General features: G+C 50.1%; 21 protein-coding genes and 1 riboswitch. Of the genes, 9 read left to right on the forward strand and 12 right to left on the reverse strand.

The features are described 5' to 3' along the window. The first annotated feature begins 21 nt into the window (after positions 1-21). Positions 22-201, forward strand: a riboswitch (cobalamin riboswitch). A 167-nt stretch (positions 202-368) separates the two neighbouring features. Beyond that, on the forward strand, positions 369-911 hold the full coding sequence (locus J7E21_RS11885; protein WP_215107962.1) for a hypothetical protein: 543 nt from the start codon (positions 369-371) through the stop codon (positions 909-911). Positions 912-913: 2 nt separating this feature from the next. Further along, on the forward strand, positions 914-1,864 hold the full coding sequence (locus J7E21_RS11890) for an ABC transporter substrate-binding protein (protein ID WP_215108030.1): 951 nt from the start codon (positions 914-916) through the stop codon (positions 1,862-1,864). Positions 1,865-1,974: 110 nt separating this feature from the next. Here J7E21_RS11890 and J7E21_RS11895 read toward each other — a convergent pair whose 3' ends face one another. From J7E21_RS11895 to J7E21_RS11915, 5 genes are all read right to left on the reverse strand, one after another. Further along, the gene (locus J7E21_RS11895) at positions 1,975-2,424 is read right to left on the reverse strand and encodes a biotin/lipoyl-containing protein (protein WP_215107964.1); all 450 of its coding nucleotides are present in this window, start codon (positions 2,422-2,424) and stop codon (positions 1,975-1,977) included. A 14-nt stretch (positions 2,425-2,438) separates the two neighbouring features. Further along, entirely contained in the window at positions 2,439-3,461 is a 1,023-nt protein-coding gene (locus J7E21_RS11900; RefSeq protein ID WP_215107966.1) for an alpha-ketoacid dehydrogenase subunit beta, read from the reverse strand. A 23-nt stretch (positions 3,462-3,484) separates the two neighbouring features. Next, positions 3,485-4,492: a thiamine pyrophosphate-dependent dehydrogenase E1 component subunit alpha gene (locus J7E21_RS11905; protein WP_215108032.1), complete on the reverse strand. Its 1,008-nt coding sequence runs from the start codon at positions 4,490-4,492 to the stop codon at positions 3,485-3,487. 250 nt (positions 4,493-4,742) lie between these two features. Next, positions 4,743-5,264 carry a DinB family protein gene (locus J7E21_RS11910; protein WP_215107968.1) on the reverse strand — a complete coding sequence of 174 codons (522 nt, stop codon included), beginning with the start codon at positions 5,262-5,264 and terminating at the stop codon, positions 4,743-4,745. A gap of 151 nt (positions 5,265-5,415) precedes the next feature. Continuing rightward, positions 5,416-5,595, reverse strand: coding sequence for a helix-turn-helix domain-containing protein (locus J7E21_RS11915; protein ID WP_251047970.1), 180 nt, complete (start codon positions 5,593-5,595; stop codon positions 5,416-5,418). Positions 5,596-5,819: 224 nt separating this feature from the next. On the opposite strand from J7E21_RS11915, the gene J7E21_RS11920 reads away from it, so the two are divergent. Continuing rightward, positions 5,820-6,491, forward strand: coding sequence for a GIY-YIG nuclease family protein (locus J7E21_RS11920; RefSeq protein WP_215107970.1), 672 nt, complete (start codon positions 5,820-5,822; stop codon positions 6,489-6,491). Positions 6,492-6,554: 63 nt separating this feature from the next. Here the strand turns inward: J7E21_RS11920 and J7E21_RS11925 are convergent, their stop codons facing one another. Continuing rightward, positions 6,555-7,676, reverse strand: coding sequence for an NADH-dependent flavin oxidoreductase (locus J7E21_RS11925; RefSeq protein ID WP_215107972.1), 1,122 nt, complete (start codon positions 7,674-7,676; stop codon positions 6,555-6,557). Between the two features lie 154 nt (positions 7,677-7,830). Between J7E21_RS11925 and J7E21_RS11930 the strand changes: the two genes are divergently transcribed. Then, positions 7,831-8,859, forward strand: coding sequence for an NADP-dependent oxidoreductase (locus J7E21_RS11930; protein WP_215107974.1), 1,029 nt, complete (start codon positions 7,831-7,833; stop codon positions 8,857-8,859). Between the two features lie 147 nt (positions 8,860-9,006). Here J7E21_RS11930 and nadA read toward each other — a convergent pair whose 3' ends face one another. The 3 genes from nadA to nadB are packed head-to-tail and all read right to left on the reverse strand — an operon-like array spanning position 9,007 to position 12,505. Further along, the gene (gene nadA, locus J7E21_RS11935) at positions 9,007-10,101 is read right to left on the reverse strand and encodes a quinolinate synthase NadA (protein WP_215107976.1); all 1,095 of its coding nucleotides are present in this window, start codon (positions 10,099-10,101) and stop codon (positions 9,007-9,009) included. Then, entirely contained in the window at positions 10,098-10,952 is an 855-nt protein-coding gene (gene nadC / locus J7E21_RS11940; RefSeq protein WP_215107978.1) for a carboxylating nicotinate-nucleotide diphosphorylase, read from the reverse strand. Before nadC ends, nadA begins: the two co-directional genes overlap by 4 nt. Beyond that, positions 10,949-12,505: an L-aspartate oxidase gene (gene nadB, locus J7E21_RS11945; RefSeq protein WP_215107980.1), complete on the reverse strand. Its 1,557-nt coding sequence runs from the start codon at positions 12,503-12,505 to the stop codon at positions 10,949-10,951. The genes nadC and nadB overlap by 4 nt, the downstream gene beginning before the upstream one ends. 98 nt (positions 12,506-12,603) lie before the next feature. Between nadB and J7E21_RS11950 the strand changes: the two genes are divergently transcribed. The 4 genes from J7E21_RS11950 (at position 12,604) to J7E21_RS11965 (ending at position 14,900) form a co-directional block, all read left to right on the forward strand. Continuing rightward, a complete protein-coding gene (locus tag J7E21_RS11950; protein ID WP_353047788.1) occupies positions 12,604-13,752 on the forward strand; it encodes an IscS subfamily cysteine desulfurase in 1,149 nt (382 codons plus the stop codon). A gap of 188 nt (positions 13,753-13,940) precedes the next feature. Continuing rightward, on the forward strand, positions 13,941-14,315 hold the full coding sequence (locus tag J7E21_RS11955; RefSeq protein ID WP_215107982.1) for a GntR family transcriptional regulator: 375 nt from the start codon (positions 13,941-13,943) through the stop codon (positions 14,313-14,315). Next, positions 14,305-14,604, forward strand: a complete 300-nt coding sequence (locus J7E21_RS11960; protein WP_215107984.1) for a hypothetical protein — start codon at positions 14,305-14,307, stop codon at positions 14,602-14,604. The genes J7E21_RS11955 and J7E21_RS11960 overlap by 11 nt, the downstream gene beginning before the upstream one ends. Next, the gene (locus tag J7E21_RS11965; RefSeq protein ID WP_215107986.1) at positions 14,595-14,900 is read left to right on the forward strand and encodes a hypothetical protein; all 306 of its coding nucleotides are present in this window, start codon (positions 14,595-14,597) and stop codon (positions 14,898-14,900) included. Before J7E21_RS11960 ends, J7E21_RS11965 begins: the two co-directional genes overlap by 10 nt. Positions 14,901-14,991: 91 nt before the next feature. Here J7E21_RS11965 and J7E21_RS11970 read toward each other — a convergent pair whose 3' ends face one another. Further along, positions 14,992-15,927, reverse strand: coding sequence for an acetamidase/formamidase family protein (locus J7E21_RS11970; protein WP_215107988.1), 936 nt, complete (start codon positions 15,925-15,927; stop codon positions 14,992-14,994). Between the two features lie 78 nt (positions 15,928-16,005). On the opposite strand from J7E21_RS11970, the gene J7E21_RS11975 reads away from it, so the two are divergent. After that, positions 16,006-16,194 carry a hypothetical protein gene (locus tag J7E21_RS11975; RefSeq protein ID WP_215107990.1) on the forward strand — a complete coding sequence of 63 codons (189 nt, stop codon included), beginning with the start codon at positions 16,006-16,008 and terminating at the stop codon, positions 16,192-16,194. An 18-nt stretch (positions 16,195-16,212) separates the two neighbouring features. On the opposite strand, the gene J7E21_RS11980 is transcribed toward J7E21_RS11975, so the two are convergent. Both J7E21_RS11980 and J7E21_RS11985 read right to left on the reverse strand, forming a co-directional pair. Then, positions 16,213-16,845, reverse strand: coding sequence for a DUF998 domain-containing protein (locus J7E21_RS11980; protein ID WP_215107992.1), 633 nt, complete (start codon positions 16,843-16,845; stop codon positions 16,213-16,215). A 173-nt stretch (positions 16,846-17,018) separates the two neighbouring features. Then, positions 17,019-17,771: a hypothetical protein gene (locus tag J7E21_RS11985; RefSeq protein WP_215107994.1), complete on the reverse strand. Its 753-nt coding sequence runs from the start codon at positions 17,769-17,771 to the stop codon at positions 17,019-17,021. Positions 17,772-17,775: the final 4 nt, after the last annotated feature.

Genomic DNA, 17,775 nt, shown 5'->3' on the forward strand with positions numbered 1-17,775 from the left:
TGCTAAACTAAAAACAAGTAAATAATCATGCAGGAAAAAGGTGCTGATTCGTCAGCGTAACAGGGAATCCGGTGAAAGTCCGGAGCTGTTTCCGCAACTGTAAGTGCGTATGAAATAAGGGATGCCACTGGGGAGACCCGGGAAGGCCTTAGAGTAAATCGATGCACAAGCCAGGAGACCTACCTTTTTCTGAACGTATTTTTGCTCTTCGGAAGATAAGAGGATCTACGGCAACTTTTCCTATGGACAGCTTTTTTGGCTGGATATTCGTAATCGTGCCACTCTCTTCGTTGAGAGTGGCTTTTTTTGTCTCTTTTTGAAGCGATGCGTGTGCTGATATTTACAGATTCTATTCAGGAGGTGAAACAATGAAAAAAGACATGCGCTATTTGTGTTATCCGTTTATGCGGGAAAGCGCGCCGACTGTCGATTTCGAGATCCGCACCGACTCTTTGACGACGCGAATCGGCGAAGCGATATCCGTCACCGACATCCCGCAAGTGATTGAAGACTTGCGCTACCTGCAGCCGATGGTCTATCACTTGAACGGTTCGGTGCGCGGAAAAGTCGCCATCACTGAACAAGACCTCATCGAGCTCAGTGACATTTATGACCGCTACGTATCTGAGGTCAAAGACGCAATCGACCATTTCGTCTTGCCGCAAGGAACGCACGCAGCTTGCATTCTCCACGTCTGCCGCAGCGAAGCGAAAAAATCGGTGCGTGCACTCTATCACGTCACGCTTGTACGCGAAGTGCCGGAACATTTGATGGATTACGCCAATCTGCTCGCCAATGTCTTTTTCGTCATGGCCGTCTACGTCAACAACCAACACGGCGTCGATGAAATCCCGTTCGTCAGCAAATCCTATCCAACTAAACCTATGAAGAAAAAGGAGACTCACTCGTGAAAATCAAACCATCTCTATTACTCAGCATTCCACTCGTCCTGACACTCGGGGCATGCCAAGACGATGCAGCCGAAGAACCAACAGAAGAAACGACCGAACAATCCGTACCCGAAACTGCGGATGACGCACCCTACAGCGTCACCGACGACCGCGGCGAAGAAATCGAATTCGAACAGGCGCCGGAAACGATTGTTTCACTCATTCCAAGCAACACTGAAATCGTCTTCGCACTCGATGCAGGCGATCAATTGGTCGGTGTCACGGATTTTGACAATTACCCGAAAGCAGCTCAATCAATCGAACGCGTCAGTGATTCGGTCGATTTCAACGCCGAGAAAATCATCCAGCTCGATCCCGACATTGTCCTCGCCTATTCGACCGGAGAAACACCACCTGCACTCGCACAGCTAGAAGATGCTGACATCCCGGTATTCGTCATCCAATCCGCCACATCCTTCGATGAAGTATACGGAGATATCGAACAAATCGCAGCTGTGCTCGCGGCAGAAGAAAAAGGCGTTGAAGTCATCGAAGGCATCAAAGCCCAAATCGAAGACGTGCAGGAGCGACTCGCGGCAGTCGAAGAACAAAAGCAAGTGTATATCGAAATCAGCCCATCACCTGAAATCTACACAACCGGAAATTCAACGTTCCAGCAAGAGATTTTGAACCATGCACAAGTAACGAATGTCTTCGAAGATCTGGAAGGCTGGCCGAACATTTCGGAAGAAGAAGTCATCACACGCAATCCGGAAGTCATCTTGACGACCGTCTCCTATGTGGAAGATGCGATCGGAGACATCGCAGCGCGCGACAGCTGGTCTGAAGTCGAAGCCATCCAAAATGGTGAGATCCATTTTATCGACTCTGATATCACCTCCCGCCCTGGGCCGCGCATCGGTGAAGCCGTTCAGCTCGTTGCTGAAACGGTGTATCCGGAATTGATGGAATAAGTTTATTCAGTGTAAGTTTACTGTAGATCTTCAGGCATGGAATGAATGAATAAATTATTCATTCCCTCAAAAAAGGCGTGGCCGAATTACTCGGCTACGCCTTTTCCTATTCACAATCCCGCTTCGTCGCGGATATCCTGTTCAGTGATGGCACCATTTTTCCCAGTACCTTTGACGTCTTCGAGTTTGGCGCCAAGCTCTTTCGCGAGTCTCCGCAGCCTCGGCGACACGCGGGTAAAGCTCGCCTCATCTTGTGCCGCACTGCCCTCTTCCGCCTGTTCGAGATGAACTTTTTCGGAAGATATGGACTGCTCGCTAGCTTGCCCTTTCGGATCAATGACTGCAAGCAACGTACCAGCTTTTGCGGAATCGCCGCGCTTCACGTGGATTCTTTTCACTGTTCCGCTCGCCTCAGCGCGGATTTCCGATACCGCTTTTTCGGTCTGCACTTCGCACAGCACGGTCCCTTCTTCGACGTAATCACCTTCTGATACAAACCATAAGACGACGAGACTCTCGTCGGTATCTTCGGACAGTTTCGGCAATGTTACATCATGCATCCTAACGCCTCCATTCAGGCTTCATCCATCATTTGTTTGACCGCCTCGACGATTTTGTCCGGCCCCGGCAAAACGAAATCTTCCAGCACGTGACTATACGGAATCGGCACATCCGGAATCGCTAAGCGTTTGATCGGCGCTTCGAGTTCGTAAAGCGCTTCCTCAGAGACGATAGCCGCGACTTCCGCGGTCATGCCGTATGACCGGTAATCTTCATCGACGACGACCAGGCGATGCGTTTTCTTCACCGACTTGATGATTGTGTCTTTGTCGATCGGCGCCAAGGAACGAAGGTCGATGACTTCCGCTTCGATGCCATCTGCAGCTAGGCGCTCGGCCGCTTCCATCGCGTAATGCGTCATCATCTGGATGCCGACGATGGTCACGTCTTTTCCTTCCCGCATGACGTTCGCTTTATCGAGCGGCACGGTATACGATTCTTCCGGCACATGCCCGACCGCATAATCCAGCTGGTCCATCCAACCGAGTCCTTGCAAGGATTTATGGAACATGAAGACGACCGGGTTGTCATCTCTTATGGCAGACGTCATCATGCCTTTCAAATCATACGGCGTACTTGGTGCGACTACTTTCATCCCAGGCATATGCGCAAACGTCGCGTACAAAGTTTGCGAGTGCTGCGCGGCGTCGCTATAGCCGCCCCCGACTGCTGTCATGAGCACCATCGGCAAACGCACATTGCCGCCGGACATATACGGAATCTTCGCCATGTGGTTGTAGATCTGGTCCATACAGACGCCGAAGAAATCGACGAACATCAATTCAGCAATCGGCCGCATGCCTTCTGCCGCTGACCCGATTGCCGCTCCAATGAAAGCCGTCTCGGAAATCGGCGTATCAAGCACGCGCTCCGGTCCGAACTTTTCTATCAAGCCTTGCGTCGAACCGAAAATTCCGCCGTATTTCCCAATATCTTCACCGAGCACGAATACGTTTTGATCATTCTCCATCTCCTGGGCAATCGCTTCCGCCATCGCTTTATTGCCCGTCAGCATTCTTTTTTTCGCTGTCTCCATTTCGGATAAGCTCCTTTCTGGATTTAAGATGTAAAGACGTCGTTAAGCGCTGCTTCAGGTTTTGGATAGTCGCTGTCACGTGCGAACTGATAGGCTTCGTCCACTTCTTTTTTCGCGCGGGTTTCAATTTCTTCGAGTTCCTGTTCACTCATTTTCTCCGCGTCCGCTAGCTGCTGGCGCAGTTTCATGATCGGGTCGCGCGCACGAAGGCCCGGCACTTCATCTTTGTCCCGGTACAATTCCGGGTCTCCTTGGAAATGGCCGAGAAAGCGGTAAGTCTGGATTTCGATAATCGTCGGGCCTTGTCCGTTGCGCGCCCGGTTGACTGCTTCTTCTGACGCCTTGTACATCGCGATAGGGTCGTTATCTTTTACGTAAGCCCCCGCCACGCCATACGCTGATGCACGCAGATCGTTCGATTCGACCGAAGTCGACGCCGTTTTCGGCACTGAAATGCCATACGAATTGTCTTCGACGACGACAATGAGCGGCAAATTCCATAGCGCAGCCAAGTTAAGCGATTCATGAAACGCACCTGCATTTGCTGCCCCTTCTCCGATGAACGCGACTGCGACCCAGTCTTTTCCTTTCATCTTATTCGCCATCGCCGCGCCGACCGCATGCGGAATCCCCGCTGCCACAATGCCGCCGCACGAAAACTTTACTTCCGGATCGAACAAATGCATATGGCCGCCTTTGCCTTTTCCGAGCCCAGATTCCTTGCCGAAAATCTCCGCCGTCATTTTCTTCAGATCGACGCCTTTTGCAATGGCGTGGTGGTGCGGCCGGTGAGGTGCGGTCACCGTATCGTCTTTCGTCAAATGCACCATCATGCCTGCGGCGGCCGGTTCCTGACCCGTCGCGAGATGCATCTCACCTGGCACCGGGCCTTCACCGATATTGAACACCGGCGACTTGCCTTCCGTATACGCCTCCACCATCTGGTCTTCGTAATAGCGGATCTTGACCATCTGCTCGTACATCCACGTTAGTTTGTCGACAGACACTGCAGGTTGCTTTTCCTCGAACATAGTCACTGCTACTCCTCCTTTTTGACTCGATCAATTCGGATGGCGTGCGACAAATTTCATAGACCTAAACACTCTCAGTGTACTGCGTTTCATTAAATATTTCAATATTCTGATAATTATTAACTTGATAATTTACAATTGGCTTCGATATTCCGCATTAGTTAAGCCTTTTAACCGTTCTGAATGAGGAGCTTTGTCAGTGAAACCTATAGAAAAAAGCTCAAGACTTATCTAAGCCTTGAGCTTTTATTTAAATCTTACTTATTTCCAGCATCCGCTTGATGATCCGGATTTGGCCCCGGTGGCTGATTTCATCTTCCAGCATATGAAACCAAAGGTAGTAATTATTATGGGCCACCCCATTGTCCCATTTCCTCTCTCGGTAAAGCCATTCATCCTCCGCGTCCTTCATCAGCGTCAAGGTCTTCCTCCTAACCGCGGCCAATTCCTCAAGATAATACTCAAGCGGTTGGTCCCGGATCACTTTTCTTGCCATGCCCCCTAATTCCAAAGGCACCTTCCACTGTGAAAACTCCTCCTCAGTAAGATCTCGGTTTTCAAATGAAATGATTTGATTCACAAATTCAACTGATGCCATATGCAAAAGCAAAGCACCTATTGTATTCGAACTGCCATCCGCTAAATAGTCGAGGCCCTGCACCGTCAGCTCCTCCAGCTCTTCTAGCGTGACTAACCGTGTATATTCCAGCATCGACACCAACTCACCGATATTCGGCGAAAAACCTACTGTTTCTTTAATTCGGTAATCCATTCTTTAGCCTCCTTCTATATTAAGTTCGGATAAAGCACTAAAGAAAAGGGGCAGATTGTCCGGACTCTTTTCTAGATATTCGGTTACTTTTTCATTTACCCGTCAAGCCAAATTGAACTTCTTCTTGATCCGATTCACGATATCCCCTTCTTTACTTTGGATGAATTCGTTGGCGATTTGTTTCACCATTCACTTTGAGGTTGAGCTCACCCTTGTCAGTCTCGAAGTTGCTATAAGTTGCTCTTTCGATTTTTAAATGGTCCGCTACGACCTGCATCGATAATTTATTTTGAACTTTGAGGGCCTTAAGATTTCCGGTTAGTTTCGACATCGTTTTGCTCCTTCGAAAGCGTCATATTTGGTAGTTCAATAAATAGTATTACTGAACTTCTCAATTCAATACAGAAATATCTTTGAAAGCTAAATATGGAAAATTAGATGACATCTAAGAAGTAAGACCCCTATTTTATAATTAAATAGTAACACATTTCCGATTCAGTTATAATGACAATATCACAGATTTTTGGAAATAGACTTTAGGAGGAACTCTTGCTCATGTTGAAAAAAATACTTAATAAACTACTATCCACTCCTGCTAAAGCGGCTCTAGTTGAAGTGCCTGCCGCTCCGGCATCAAAAGTATATTTGTATGAACCGAACCAGGCGGAATTAAAAAAAGTGATGGAGTCTCCCGAAATTCCCGGAGAAGCGCCGGGCTATGTCTATTTTGTCCAAGAGCATATGAACGGCTCCTTCAAAATCGGCAAAACCAAACATGTGGAGCGCTACATGAATCTTTTTGTCGTCAAACTGCCGTTTGAAAACAAGCTGATCCATTTGATCAAATCCGGCAACCACCACCAGACGAAAGCCGCATTTCACAAGCAGTTTACCGGCAAGCGCCTCGAAGGTGAATGGTTTGCGTTGAATCAGGACGACCTTGTATGGCTAAAAGCCGGCGGATATCCAATAGCAATCCAACAGACCATTACCAGTTCACAAGCTGCAACTTCTACAATTACAAATAAAGATGAAAAACCGTTAACACCGAAACAGATTGAATTCGCGAAAACCTTGCTAACTAAGCTCGAAGACCGCTATGAGCTGGTAATCGATTTTTCGAAACTGACGCATAAAGACTTGAACCGCCTGAGCGGTTATTTCCGTTTTAAAAATCAAGGCGCTTTGAATAATCTGGTGTCGGCTGGTGTGTTGAAAGAAAAATAACGAATTTGCCCACACACAAAAGCTCCCAGACCATACCCGTCTGGGAGCTTTTGTTCTCTCTATTTACGCTTCGACTTTCACCATGCCGTAGGACACAATTGCGTTCCACATGGTTTCAGGGATATCGAGCTTGCCGACCATTTCTTGCGGGATGGTTTCGTTGATGTCGTCTTCTTTTCCTTGCTTCACTTTTGTTGTCCATTCCGGATCGACGAGCGCCTGGCGACCCATGACGACGATGTCTGCGCCTTCTTCAAGCGCCGCTACCGCATGCTGTGGCTGTGTAATGCTGCCGACTACGACAAACGGCACGCGGCCGTTGATCTGTTTCGACAGGATTTCGACGATGCTGCCTTGATCTTCCATGCCTCTTGGCGCTTTTTTAAAGTCCATCAGCGACACATGGATATAATGAATGCCGTCTGCGATCAAGCGCTCGGCCAAGTTTTTAGTTTCTTCAATCGTGTAGCCGACCGAATCTTGATTGTTTTCTTCGGGGGACAAACGATAGCCGATGATAAAGCTGTCATCAGCATGTTTCGCGACGACCTGTTTGACTTCTTCCAATACCGCCACCGGAAACTTCAAGCGGTTTTCAAAGCTGCCGCCCCACTCATCGTCGCGCTGATTGAAAGTGGCTGACACGAATTGTTGGATCAGGTATGTGTTGGCGCCGTGGATTTCCACGCCGTCAAAGCCGGCTTCAATCGCGTGGCGTGTCGTTTCACCAAAATCATGGATGATGGCTGTGATTTCTTCTCCAGTCAAAGCGCGTGGCGTCGGCTTGTCTTCCGATTCTGCAATGGCACTCGGTGCGACAGTTTCACCAGCGGCAATCAGATCCGGCTGCCCTTGGCGTCCGCCGTGCTGCATTTGCAGAATGGCTTTGCTGCCTTGCGATTTCATTTCAGTCGCCAATTGCTTCAAACGCGGCATGACGTCTTCCTTAAAACCGATAAATTGGTTCGGGAACGCGATGCCATTTTCTGAAATGGCGATGCATGCGGACACGTACAGGCTGCCGATGCCAGCTCTGCGCTGATAATATTCCAGTTCCGCATCAGACACGGTGCCGTCCGGATTTCCTGAGTATGTAGTCATTGGTGCAACGCCCAAACGGTCGGACAGGACGACGCCGTTCGGCAAGGTGATTTGTTCGAATAATGGCTTGTAATGCGGGTTCATAAGATGGCCTCTCTTCTCTTCGAGTTAGTTATATCAAAATATCATAGGATTAGGCTAACTACAACAATACAGTCTCGGCGAGCTGGAAATTTCACTTTCTTTCTTTGACAATGGTACGCTTTTCTTTGCAAAGCTATTCCAAGGAGGAACTTACATGACACCAACCGCATACAAAGAAATCCAATTGGCGAACCGCCCGGAAGGCACGCCGACAGACAATGATTTTGCTTTTGTTGAAAAAGACATCCCAACACTTAATACCGATGAATTATTGCTGAAAACTTTATACCTCTCGGTCGACCCGTATATGCGCGGCCGCATGAAAGATGCGAAATCCTATATTGCGCCATTTGAATTGAACAAAGCAATTTCAGGCGGTGCTCTGGCAGAAGTCGTCGAATCGAAATCCGGGCAGTTCAAACAAGGCGACATCGTCACCGGCACGCTCGACTGGGCGGAGTACAATGTAGCGAACGCCAAGTCGGTCCAGAAAGTGGATCCGACCGTCGCGCCGATTACGACGCGCCTCGGCATACTCGGTTTGACCGGATTGACGGCATACTTCGGATTGCTTGATATCGGCAAGCCGCAACAAGGTGAAACAGTCGTCGTTTCCGGCGCTGCAGGAGCGGTCGGTTCAGTTGTCGGCCAAATCGCCAAGCTGAAAGGCGCACATGTCGTTGGCATCGCCGGTTCACAAGACAAAATCGATTACCTTATCAATGAGCTCGGTTTTGACGCCGCTGTGAATTATAAAGCCGACAGCTTCCAAGAAGATTTCAAGAAAGCCATCCCGAACGGCGTCGATGTCTATTTCGACAATGTCGGCGGATTCGTCTCGGACACGGTCATTTTCGAAATCAACCGCAACGCACGCGTCGTATTATGCGGTGCGATCTCGGCTTATAACAACCCGGAAGCGGACATTGGCCCGCGCATCCAGTGGAAATTCATCACAACAAGCTCGATGATGAAAGGCTTCACACTCGGCGACTATGCGCACGATTTCAAAACCGGCGCACAGGAACTCGGGAAATGGCTGCAAGAAGGCAAATTGAAATATGAAGAAACCATCACCGATGGCTTCGACAAGACCCCGGAAGCATTCCTCGGTTTGTTCGAAGGCAGCAATCTCGGGAAACAACTTGTAAAAGTGGCGGACCCAGACTTCGCTTCACTGTAAACTCTCAACAAAGACAAACTTCAATCAGTGAGGGTTTTCTTCACCCCCGCTGATTGTTAGTTGATCCAATCGGACCGTGAAAGCGGGATAAACGAACATGCAAAAACCGCTGGCCTAAAATAGGCCAGCGGTTTTTTTCGTCTAAATTCACAACATCTTCTCCAAAGCCATCTTCGCCTCGCGAGCCGTTTGTTCGTCCACCTGGATGCGGTTGAGGACATGGCCTTCCACCAGTTCCTCCAAGATCCACGTGAAATGCGGCAAATCGATGCGGTTCATCGTCAAACACGGGCACATATAAGGGTTCAAGGACACAATATCCCGGTCTGGGAAGTCCTTAATGAGCCGGTTGACGAGGTTCATTTCCGTGCCGATCGCCCATTTGGACCCGGGTTCGGACGCTTCGATCATGTCGATGATGTATTTCGTGGAGCCGGCAAAATCGGATGCACTGACGACTTCATACGTACATTCGGGATGCACAAGGATGTTGCGGTCCGGTTCTTTCTGGCGCAGGTTGTCGACGTGTTTCGGCAGGAAGTTCATATGGACCGAGCAATGCCCTTTCCATAAAATCACTTGCACGTCTTCCACTGCACACTCAAGTTCGAGCTTTTGTTTGATCGGATCCCATATCGCCATGTGCTCAAGCGGAATGCCGAGCTTCACGGCGGTGTTGCGTCCGAGATGCTGGTCGGGCAAGAACAGCATACGCTGCTTTTGCGACAAAGCCCACTTGACCATCTCTTCTGCATTGGATGAGGTCACCGTCGCTCCGCCGTTTCTTCCGACGAACGCTTTGATGGCCGCTGTTGAATTGACGTAAGTCAGCGGAACGATCGTGTCTCCGTACAGTTTCTGCAATTCTAACCAGGCGCGCTCAGTTTGGTCGATATTGGCCATATCCGCCATCGAACAGCCTGCCCGCATATCCGGCAAAATGACCGCTTGATGCGGTGCTGTCAAAATATCCGCTGTTTCCGCCATGAAATGAACACCGCAGAATAGGATGTAATCCGCCGTCTGCCTTCCTGCGGTTTGCGACAATTGCAGTGAGTCGCCTTTGGCATCAGCATAACGGATTACTTCATCTTTTTGGTAATGATGGCCGAGAATATATAAGCGTTCCCCGAGAATGGCACGTGCGCGTTTTGCCCGCTCGTGCAGCTCATCGGTTGATGCTTTCAAATAACTTTCCGGCATGGCGTCGGCCAGTTGCAATTCTTCGAGAAAAGAAGTCATTGGATAAATACCTCCTTATGGGATATGGCAAGATTCATGCTGATGTCGATATTTGATACACTATGGGTCAAAGCGCCGATTGAAATGACATCGACGCCGCTGTCGCGGTAAAGCGCCAGTTTCTCGAGGTCGATTCCGCCGGATGCTTCTGTGCGGATGGTGTCCGGAACGAGCTCTGCCCAGCGCTTGATCGTCTCAGGCGTCTGATTGTCGAACATGATCGTGTCGGGACGTGCGTTGATCGCCTCAATCAATTGTTCTTCCGTTTCGACTTCCACTTCGATCATGATCATATGTCCGAGTGATGCGCGCACTTTTTTCACCGCTTGCGTGATCGAGCCGGCCGCTGCAATATGGTTGTCTTTCAGCATGACCGCATCATACAAACCGTTGCGGTGGTTGAATCCGCCGCCTGCTCGGACAGCGTATTTTTCGAACATCCGCAGTCCCGGTGTCGTTTTACGTGTATCGACGATGCGTGTATGTGAGGAATCCAGTGCTTCCACGCATTTCGCGGTCAATGTCGCCACGGCGCTCATGCGCTGGACCAAATTGAGCATGACTCGCTCACCGGCGAGCAATACCGAAATCGGGCCACTCAGGCGGACAATCGCTTCCCCTGCCTGCACTCGGTCGCCGTCTCGTTTCAGCAGTTCGACTTCAACGGAACGGTCGAGCAAGCCGTAGCCCCAGTCGTAGCATTCGAGCCCTGCGACGACGCCGTCTTGTTTCATGCGGACGATTGCTTCCCCTCTATCCGTTTCATGGAATAACACGGACGACACGTCGCGGTCTCCGATATCTTCCAGTAAAAAAAGCTTTAACGCCTCTTGCGCTTTCATTCGATTCATAGCACTGTCTCCTTGGATTTAATTTTCCGCTCGTGTATCGCTGCGCCGCTCTTCGACAACTCGATGACTTTTCCGGTCCATTGTTGCTTCGGTTCAGGCGAATCGGTCCGATAATGGCCGCCGCGGCTTTCTTCGCGCAGCATGGCGGCCGTCGCGATCAAACTGCTTGCGGTCGAGCGGTGGATTTGTGAAATGATATGGTCGGGATAGTTCCGGAGTGTGACCGGTTTTAAAGGATGCACATCGAGAAATCGCTGCAACTCTTCTGGATTTCTCAGTATGCCAGCCATGCGCGTCATCTGTTCTTTCAGCTCGATTTCATTGACCGCTTCAAACTGGGAAGTTGATTTATCTTGCTGATTTTGTGTCGTTCCTACATCCGGTTCAGGCTGTTCCATAACTGCGCTTATCCGTTCAGCGAGCCGTTTCCCAAACACAATTCCCTCTAGCAAAGAGTTGCTCGCGAGCCGGTTGGCGCCGTGGACGCCGGTCGAAGCGACTTCGCCGACGGCATAAAGTCCCGGAACAGAAGTCTCCCCGTAACTGTCGGTTTTCACTCCGCCCATATGGAAATGGGCGCCCGGACGCACCGGCATTAAATCATCAGCCGGATCGACTCCATAGTTGCGGCAGTTTCCATAAATCGACGGGAAGCGTTCCGCAAATCCCGATAAATGCCTGGCGTCGAGAAAAGCAGGCCCGTTCTTTTGCCAATGCCATTCGATCGTGCGTGCGACCACATCGCGCGGCGCCAGTTCCATGAGCGGATGGATGCCGTCCATGATGCGCCTGCCGTTTCCATCTACTAAAAATGCACCTTCTCCGCGGACCGCTTCGGAAACGAGTCCGCATGACTGGCCATTTAAGGTGAGGACGGTCGGATGAAATTGGACAAACTCCAAATCTTCTAAGATGGCCCCGGCATGATACGCTAAAGACAATCCGTCGCCTGTTGCGACCGACGAGTTCGACGTTTCTCTGTATAGTTGCCCAATGCCGCCAGTTGCGAGCACTACGTGATGCGCACGGATTACGGAGCGCTTGCCGGAGCGGTCACTGACGTGGACGCCTGTACAGCGGCCGTCTTCCATAATCAATTCCTGTGCTCTATGAAAAGCGAAGCGCGTCACTTTATGCTTGGTTTCTTCTATTAGAAAGCGCATGAGCATTTTTCCGGTTTGGTCGCCTCCTGCATGCAAAATCCGGCGCTTGCTGTGGGCGCCTTCCATCCCGAGTGCGGGCAGGCCGTCTTCTTGTGCGTCGAACGGAAGTCCCTGTGTAAGCAGTCTTTCGATGATTTTCGATCCTTCTTGGACTAAAATTTCAACCCGCTCAGCATCTGCGTGATCCGCTGAAGCAAGCATTGTATCTATGGCATGGGATTCAGGGCGGTCACCAGCACTTATGCTCGCGGCAATTCCGCCTTGAGCGATCGCTGTGTTGCCCTTCCCGGCATCTTGTTTCGTAACGACTGCGATGGAATACGAATCAGGGAGCGAACGGGCGAGCATGAGCCCCGCCACGCCTCCTCCAATAATGCAAACATCGAACAAACTTTACACCTTCTTTACAAGTGTCTTGACACTATTAATGACATAAAGATAAAGTGATTACAAGAATAAAGTCCGCTACGGAAAGAAGTTGATGGAAAATGATGATCTACTTGGATTCAGCAGCAACCGTCCCGATGAGAAAAGAAGCAATTGACGCTTATGCAGAAGCAGCAGAAAAAGCCTTCGGCAATACACAGAGCCTACACGACGCGGGATCCGCCGCTGCAGAATATCTCGCTTCGTGCCGGAAATTATGGGGGCAATTCCTGAACGTTCGTCCGGATGGCATTTATTTCACAGGCAACGCATCAGAAGCGAACCAACTCTCAATCCGCTCCTTGTTAAGAGGGCGGCCAAGAAAATGCCGCACGATCGTCACGACAAAACTCGAACATGCATCCGTTCTCACGGTGCTCCATGAACTTGAAAAAGAAGGCTATAAAATCGACTGGGCTCCAGTCGACCAGTTCGGCCGAGTGGATATGGAAACATTCAAAACTAAAGTCAACGAGGACACCGCATTGGTCATCATGCAGCTCGTCAATTCGGAGATGGGCGCGGTCCAGCCGGTCGAGGAATGCGCTCGTATTGCGAACGGGTTCGGCGTGCCGCTCCATTCAGACATCGTCCAAGGGCTCGGGAAGCTCCCGGTCGATATCGGATCGTGGGGCGTAACGTCCGCAGCCTGTTCCGCCCATAAAATCGGCGGACCTAAAGGCGTCGGCATCGCCTATATCAATCCATCCGTCCACTGGGAATCAGTTTACGAAGGAACGACTCACCAGCAAGGTTTCCGTGCCGGAACGATCGATGTGCCGGGAATCGTCTCTGCGACAATTGCCGCGAAGCATGCAGTCAGTGAACAGCCGCACGCTTATGAACACGCACGGCAATTGCAGGACTATGTGTTGGAACACTTGCCGGAAGGGGTTGTGCTGACAGGCAACATAGCGACGAAATCCCCTTTTATCCAAGGCTTGATCTTGCCGCATGTCGAGGGGCAATGGATGATGCTCGCCTGCAACCGCCACCAGATAGCCATCTCCACCGGCACTGCCTGCAAAATCGGCTCTGGCGAAGCGATGTCCGCAATGCTGGCGATGGGCACGGAAAGCGATGCGGCAAGAAAATTCGTCCGCATTTCATTTAACAAAAATACAACGGAAAGTGACGTGGAAGCGTTCCTTCAAGTCGTTGAACGTTCCTTAACAGATCAAACGCATGAAACCGCTCGCCACAACCATTGAGACGTATTGGAATTCGAAAACCACACCGCGTTTAATAGTCAGAAGCCGCAGTCGCTGCGGCTTCTTTTTATGGATCAAATACTATTAAAAATTTCAAATCTGCTTTGTTGACAAAAAATAGCTTACGTTATACAGTCATACACATAAGTGTATAACCGTTATACCCAATCACTCAAGGAGGTGTTTCCATGATCAACCCATCCGATTCAACAAAGCCATTGTTTGTGCAGATCCGCGAATTGATCGAAGACCAAATCGTCAACGATCAATTAAAAGAAGGCGATCAAGCTCCGTCCACAAACCAATTGGTCAATTTCTACAAAATCAATCACGCAACCGTCTCAAAAGGCATCACGCAGCTTGTCGACGAAGGAATACTTTTTAAAAAGCGAGGGATCGGCATGTTTGTAGCAGAAAGTGCGAAGAAAACTTTAGTCAAGCAACGCAAAAAAGCATTTGTCGACAACTACGTCACAGGACTCATCCAGGAAGCCAAAAAGCTTGGAATCTCAGAAGACGAAATCATCGAACTGATCAAAACCTCGAAAGGATTTGCTGAATGAAAACACCGCTCCCATAGAAGGATTCTTCGTCTTCTCGCGCTACTCAGTCAACATCTTCATGCTCACCTGCGGCATCATGCTCGTGTACGCCTTCATGGGACAGCATGTTCAGCAAGGCATCAGCCGAAAAGACTGGTACAAAGGCACAGCGATGGCCGGTGTTGGATTCGCGCTGCTCGTCACCTTGGTACCGCTAGTCATCAACGGCATCCAGTACCGTTCATCAGCTGGCCTATCGAACTTGGCAGCGCCATCGCCTTTACTTCGGCAGCCGGCTGGTTGGCTGTGATTGCCGCGTTTTTCTTCAATGCGCTCACCTATTATTTGATCGGCTGGCTGATCGGCATCGGCTATTACCGATTTGGCTGGATTCTCGGCTTCGGTTTTATCGGGCTCGCTAGCATCGCTTTCACCATCAACGATTACTTCTGGACAGACAACGGGGTGAGTTCGACGATTCCGTGGGTTCTACAAATCACCGGGGATGCAGGTTTTGCGCTCGCATTCATCGGTTCAGTGATTTTAATTACGGCACTGTTTGCCGCGATCCACATACTCACAAAACGTGTGCCGATTAAAATGTAAGTGTGCAATAAGTATCGAGTGCACAAAGAAAAGCTGTTCCAATAGACGATTCACTCGTCTTTGGAACAGCTTTTTGATTTACCTTGTGTTTTTAACGGATCGCCCCGTGCGGCAAAATCGCGTGGACTCCTTTGACGCCGTTGACGATTTGAGTGACGTGCAGGTCGACGGCGACGCTGGCGAGTGCGACTGCCTCGGTTTTCGACAGCGCGTGAAATTGCTGGATCAAACCGACCATTTCATCGAGAGCTGTCGCCGCCGCTCTGTTCAAGTCTTCATCGAAGCCGAATGTCACCCAACCAGCAGGCGTTTTCGCCTTCGGCATGCGGAGCTCCATGTCTTCATGCAGGATGATGGTCAAATTGGCGAAGTCCATCGGGCATTCGATTGCGGTCCCTGAGTTCTCTCCGTCTCCTTGCAGCGCATGGCCATCGCCGAACGACAGGAGCGCGCCTTCTGCTTCGACCGGCAAAAACAGCGAGCTGCCTTTGACCAGTTCTTTGCAGTCGATGTTCCCGCCGGTGCTATACGGCGGTGACGTGCGGTACGTTCCCGCCGTACCTGGTGCCAGGCCGATCAACCCGAGAAACGGCGACAAGGCGACGCTAAAATCCCCGCCGGAAAGTTGGCATGTGCCGGTCATTTGTTCCACGTTCAGCTTCCAGTCCACTTCAAGCCGCTCGCTGTTTGTGATGCCTAGCATCTCATTTTGCCACGCCGGTGTACCGCCCGCCCAGTTGCGCCCGTACCAGCCTGGCACCGTTTCATTGATGCGCACTTCGAGGACCATCCCCGGCTTCGCCCCTTCCACCGCGATCGGCCCGATTAGCGGATGGCCGAGCGTTTCTTCGTTTTCACGAGAACTGTACACTACTCGCTCTTCACCTTCGTGAGCAGAATAGCCCCACTGAATATCCGGTGTTTTCGCCTCGATGGAATCTCCGGATTTTATGGTCAAAATCGGCTTGTAGTCTTTATTGAATGAAGAATGAAGATGTTCGGACTTTAATTCGATTGTATGTATCATAAGTTTCCCCTTCCGATATGTGCAGTTTCTTTTCATTATACCGGAAATTGAAGCTCCGCAAAGCGCGCTTAAGAGCAGATGAAAATCAAAGAACCTGCCAGTGAAAACGGCAAGTTCTTCATTACATTTAAGCGCTGCGTTTACGAAACGCCCGTCTTTCCGCATACAGCACGCAATGCGCACAAACAACTACAGATTGGTTGTGGTCATCAAAATACTTCCGCGGCTCTTTCGCTTTCTGTTTGCACACCGCGCATTTCTTTTTGAAGATCGAGAACATGCCAGTTAAGCTCCTTTAATAGTAGATTCATTTGTAGTGAACAGCTTCAAGGATGTAACTAGCATCCACAACTGCAATACGCCGATATTGGCTCGTTCCACCAGCCCGAAATATGGCCATTGATTAGCAAAAAACATTGCCGCTGCTCCGCCTGCGATCAAAATGAGCAAACCCGTAATGATGGAGTAGTTCCCGTACATCCTGAACCCCTTCACTTTTCTTAGCCCTATTCCAACAAGAAACGGTGCAAGGATTGTGAGCGGGATGATCAAAGCCGTGATGACCAAATGCATCATGCCCGTGAACGTCACCGGCGCTCCTGGCGCGTCTTGCGGAAACAGTCCGTACGTAATGGAAACGAGGTGCATCACGAGGAAAAGAAACATCCCCACTCGGGAAACTTTCGGCGCAAAGCCTTTGACAACTATATAAGCGCTCGCAGCAAAAACAATCGAAAACACCCCATATAGAAACGTAATCGCAGTCAATAATCCCCGGTCCGGTGCCCCTTGAGCCGTCAAGTCGCTGATCGGCTGATGGATATGGCTATACCCTTCCCACAGGAATCCACCCAGAACCACATGGATGACATACAAAAGCACACCGAATGCACCGAAGATCGTCAGTTTCCACACCATACCAACCAGTCCTTCCTTCCATTAACAGATTATCTACTTTCCCTTGTAAGATGGCTATACTTTTAGTCGTTTTCAGCTGTCTATCGTTACAGAGATCCCGGCACAAAAAAAGCGTTCTGCTCGATGCAGAACGCTTTTTTGAATTTCTATTACGAGCCCACTGCTTCCCTGGTTCAGGCTTCGACTTGTTCCTGCTCCATCGCCTCGCGCCATTGTACGATTTCCCGCTCCTCAATCTGCTTTTCGAGCGTTTCATCCCAAGCGGATGTCCTTGTATTCCACACCCGGGCGTAAAAGATATCCTGCTTTTGGTCGTACAGCTGAAACTCGATGCACGGGATAGCCTCGGTGTCTAGCTGTTCACAATCCGTAATGTCCGTGACGATCACCTGGAAACCTTCTTCCGCGCTGTTCTTTTCTGTCGACAGCAGTTCGTGGATGCGCTCACTATCTGCCTGGCCTTCCAATGCATAGCGGTAAACCACCAGCGTGTCATCCAACTCTGATGAACTCTTAACCAACAGGCGATAATCATCATGCACTGCGCTATAGGATATGAGCGCCTCACCCCCGTCTACCGCTTCCTCGAAGATGCCTTTCTCCAAATGCCCGTAGCCTTTATCGGTCAGTTCATAGCCTTTTGAACCGAGCCGGATCAAAAGGCTATGCTGCATTTTGTCGATCAAGTCGCGGATGAACAGTTCTTCGACAAACAGCATATCGGCCAAGGTGGCGGCGCGGCGGATGTCCGCTTCTTGGAATGCGAGCAGCAGCATCTTCATCAAAATGTCCATCTTGAGCCGTTTGACGCGCGCGAACGATGCGCCATAAGTGGCGACCGGCAATTGCCACACCTGCTCGTTTACAACCGACACGTCCATATTCGCCATCAAACTCGTCCGCAAATCATTCTTCAGTTTATCCATCTGC

The sequence above is a fragment of the Planococcus sp. ISL-109 genome, from assembly GCF_018613655.1.
GTDB lineage: Bacteria > Bacillota > Bacilli > Bacillales_A > Planococcaceae > Planococcus.

Coding starts and splice junctions, on each gene's coding strand:
- J7E21_RS11980 (WP_215107992.1), bottom strand. CDS start 16,845: ATGGTGTGGAAACTGACGATCTTCGGTGCATTCGGTGTGCTTTTGTAT.
- J7E21_RS11955 (WP_215107982.1), top strand. CDS start 13,941: ATGATCAACCCATCCGATTCAACAAAGCCATTGTTTGTGCAGATCCGC.
- J7E21_RS11975 (WP_215107990.1), top strand. CDS start 16,006: ATGAAAATCAAAGAACCTGCCAGTGAAAACGGCAAGTTCTTCATTACA.
- J7E21_RS11920 (WP_215107970.1), top strand. CDS start 5,820: ATGTTGAAAAAAATACTTAATAAACTACTATCCACTCCTGCTAAAGCG.
- nadC (WP_215107978.1), bottom strand. CDS start 10,952: ATGAATCGAATGAAAGCGCAAGAGGCGTTAAAGCTTTTTTTACTGGAA.
- J7E21_RS11930 (WP_215107974.1), top strand. CDS start 7,831: ATGACACCAACCGCATACAAAGAAATCCAATTGGCGAACCGCCCGGAA.
- J7E21_RS11910 (WP_215107968.1), bottom strand. CDS start 5,264: ATGGATTACCGAATTAAAGAAACAGTAGGTTTTTCGCCGAATATCGGT.
- J7E21_RS11900 (WP_215107966.1), bottom strand. CDS start 3,461: ATGGAGACAGCGAAAAAAAGAATGCTGACGGGCAATAAAGCGATGGCG.
- nadA (WP_215107976.1), bottom strand. CDS start 10,101: ATGACTTCTTTTCTCGAAGAATTGCAACTGGCCGACGCCATGCCGGAA.
- J7E21_RS11985 (WP_215107994.1), bottom strand. CDS start 17,771: ATGGATAAACTGAAGAATGATTTGCGGACGAGTTTGATGGCGAATATG.
- J7E21_RS11905 (WP_215108032.1), bottom strand. CDS start 4,492: ATGTTCGAGGAAAAGCAACCTGCAGTGTCTGTCGACAAACTAACGTGG.
- J7E21_RS11925 (WP_215107972.1), bottom strand. CDS start 7,676: ATGAACCCGCATTACAAGCCATTATTCGAACAAATCACCTTGCCGAAC.
- J7E21_RS11895 (WP_215107964.1), bottom strand. CDS start 2,424: ATGCATGATGTAACATTGCCGAAACTGTCCGAAGATACCGACGAGAGT.
- J7E21_RS11970 (WP_215107988.1), bottom strand. CDS start 15,927: ATGATACATACAATCGAATTAAAGTCCGAACATCTTCATTCTTCATTC.
- J7E21_RS11885 (WP_215107962.1), top strand. CDS start 369: ATGAAAAAAGACATGCGCTATTTGTGTTATCCGTTTATGCGGGAAAGC.
- J7E21_RS11950 (WP_353047788.1), top strand. CDS start 12,604: ATGATGATCTACTTGGATTCAGCAGCAACCGTCCCGATGAGAAAAGAA.
- J7E21_RS11915 (WP_251047970.1), bottom strand. CDS start 5,595: ATGTCGAAACTAACCGGAAATCTTAAGGCCCTCAAAGTTCAAAATAAA.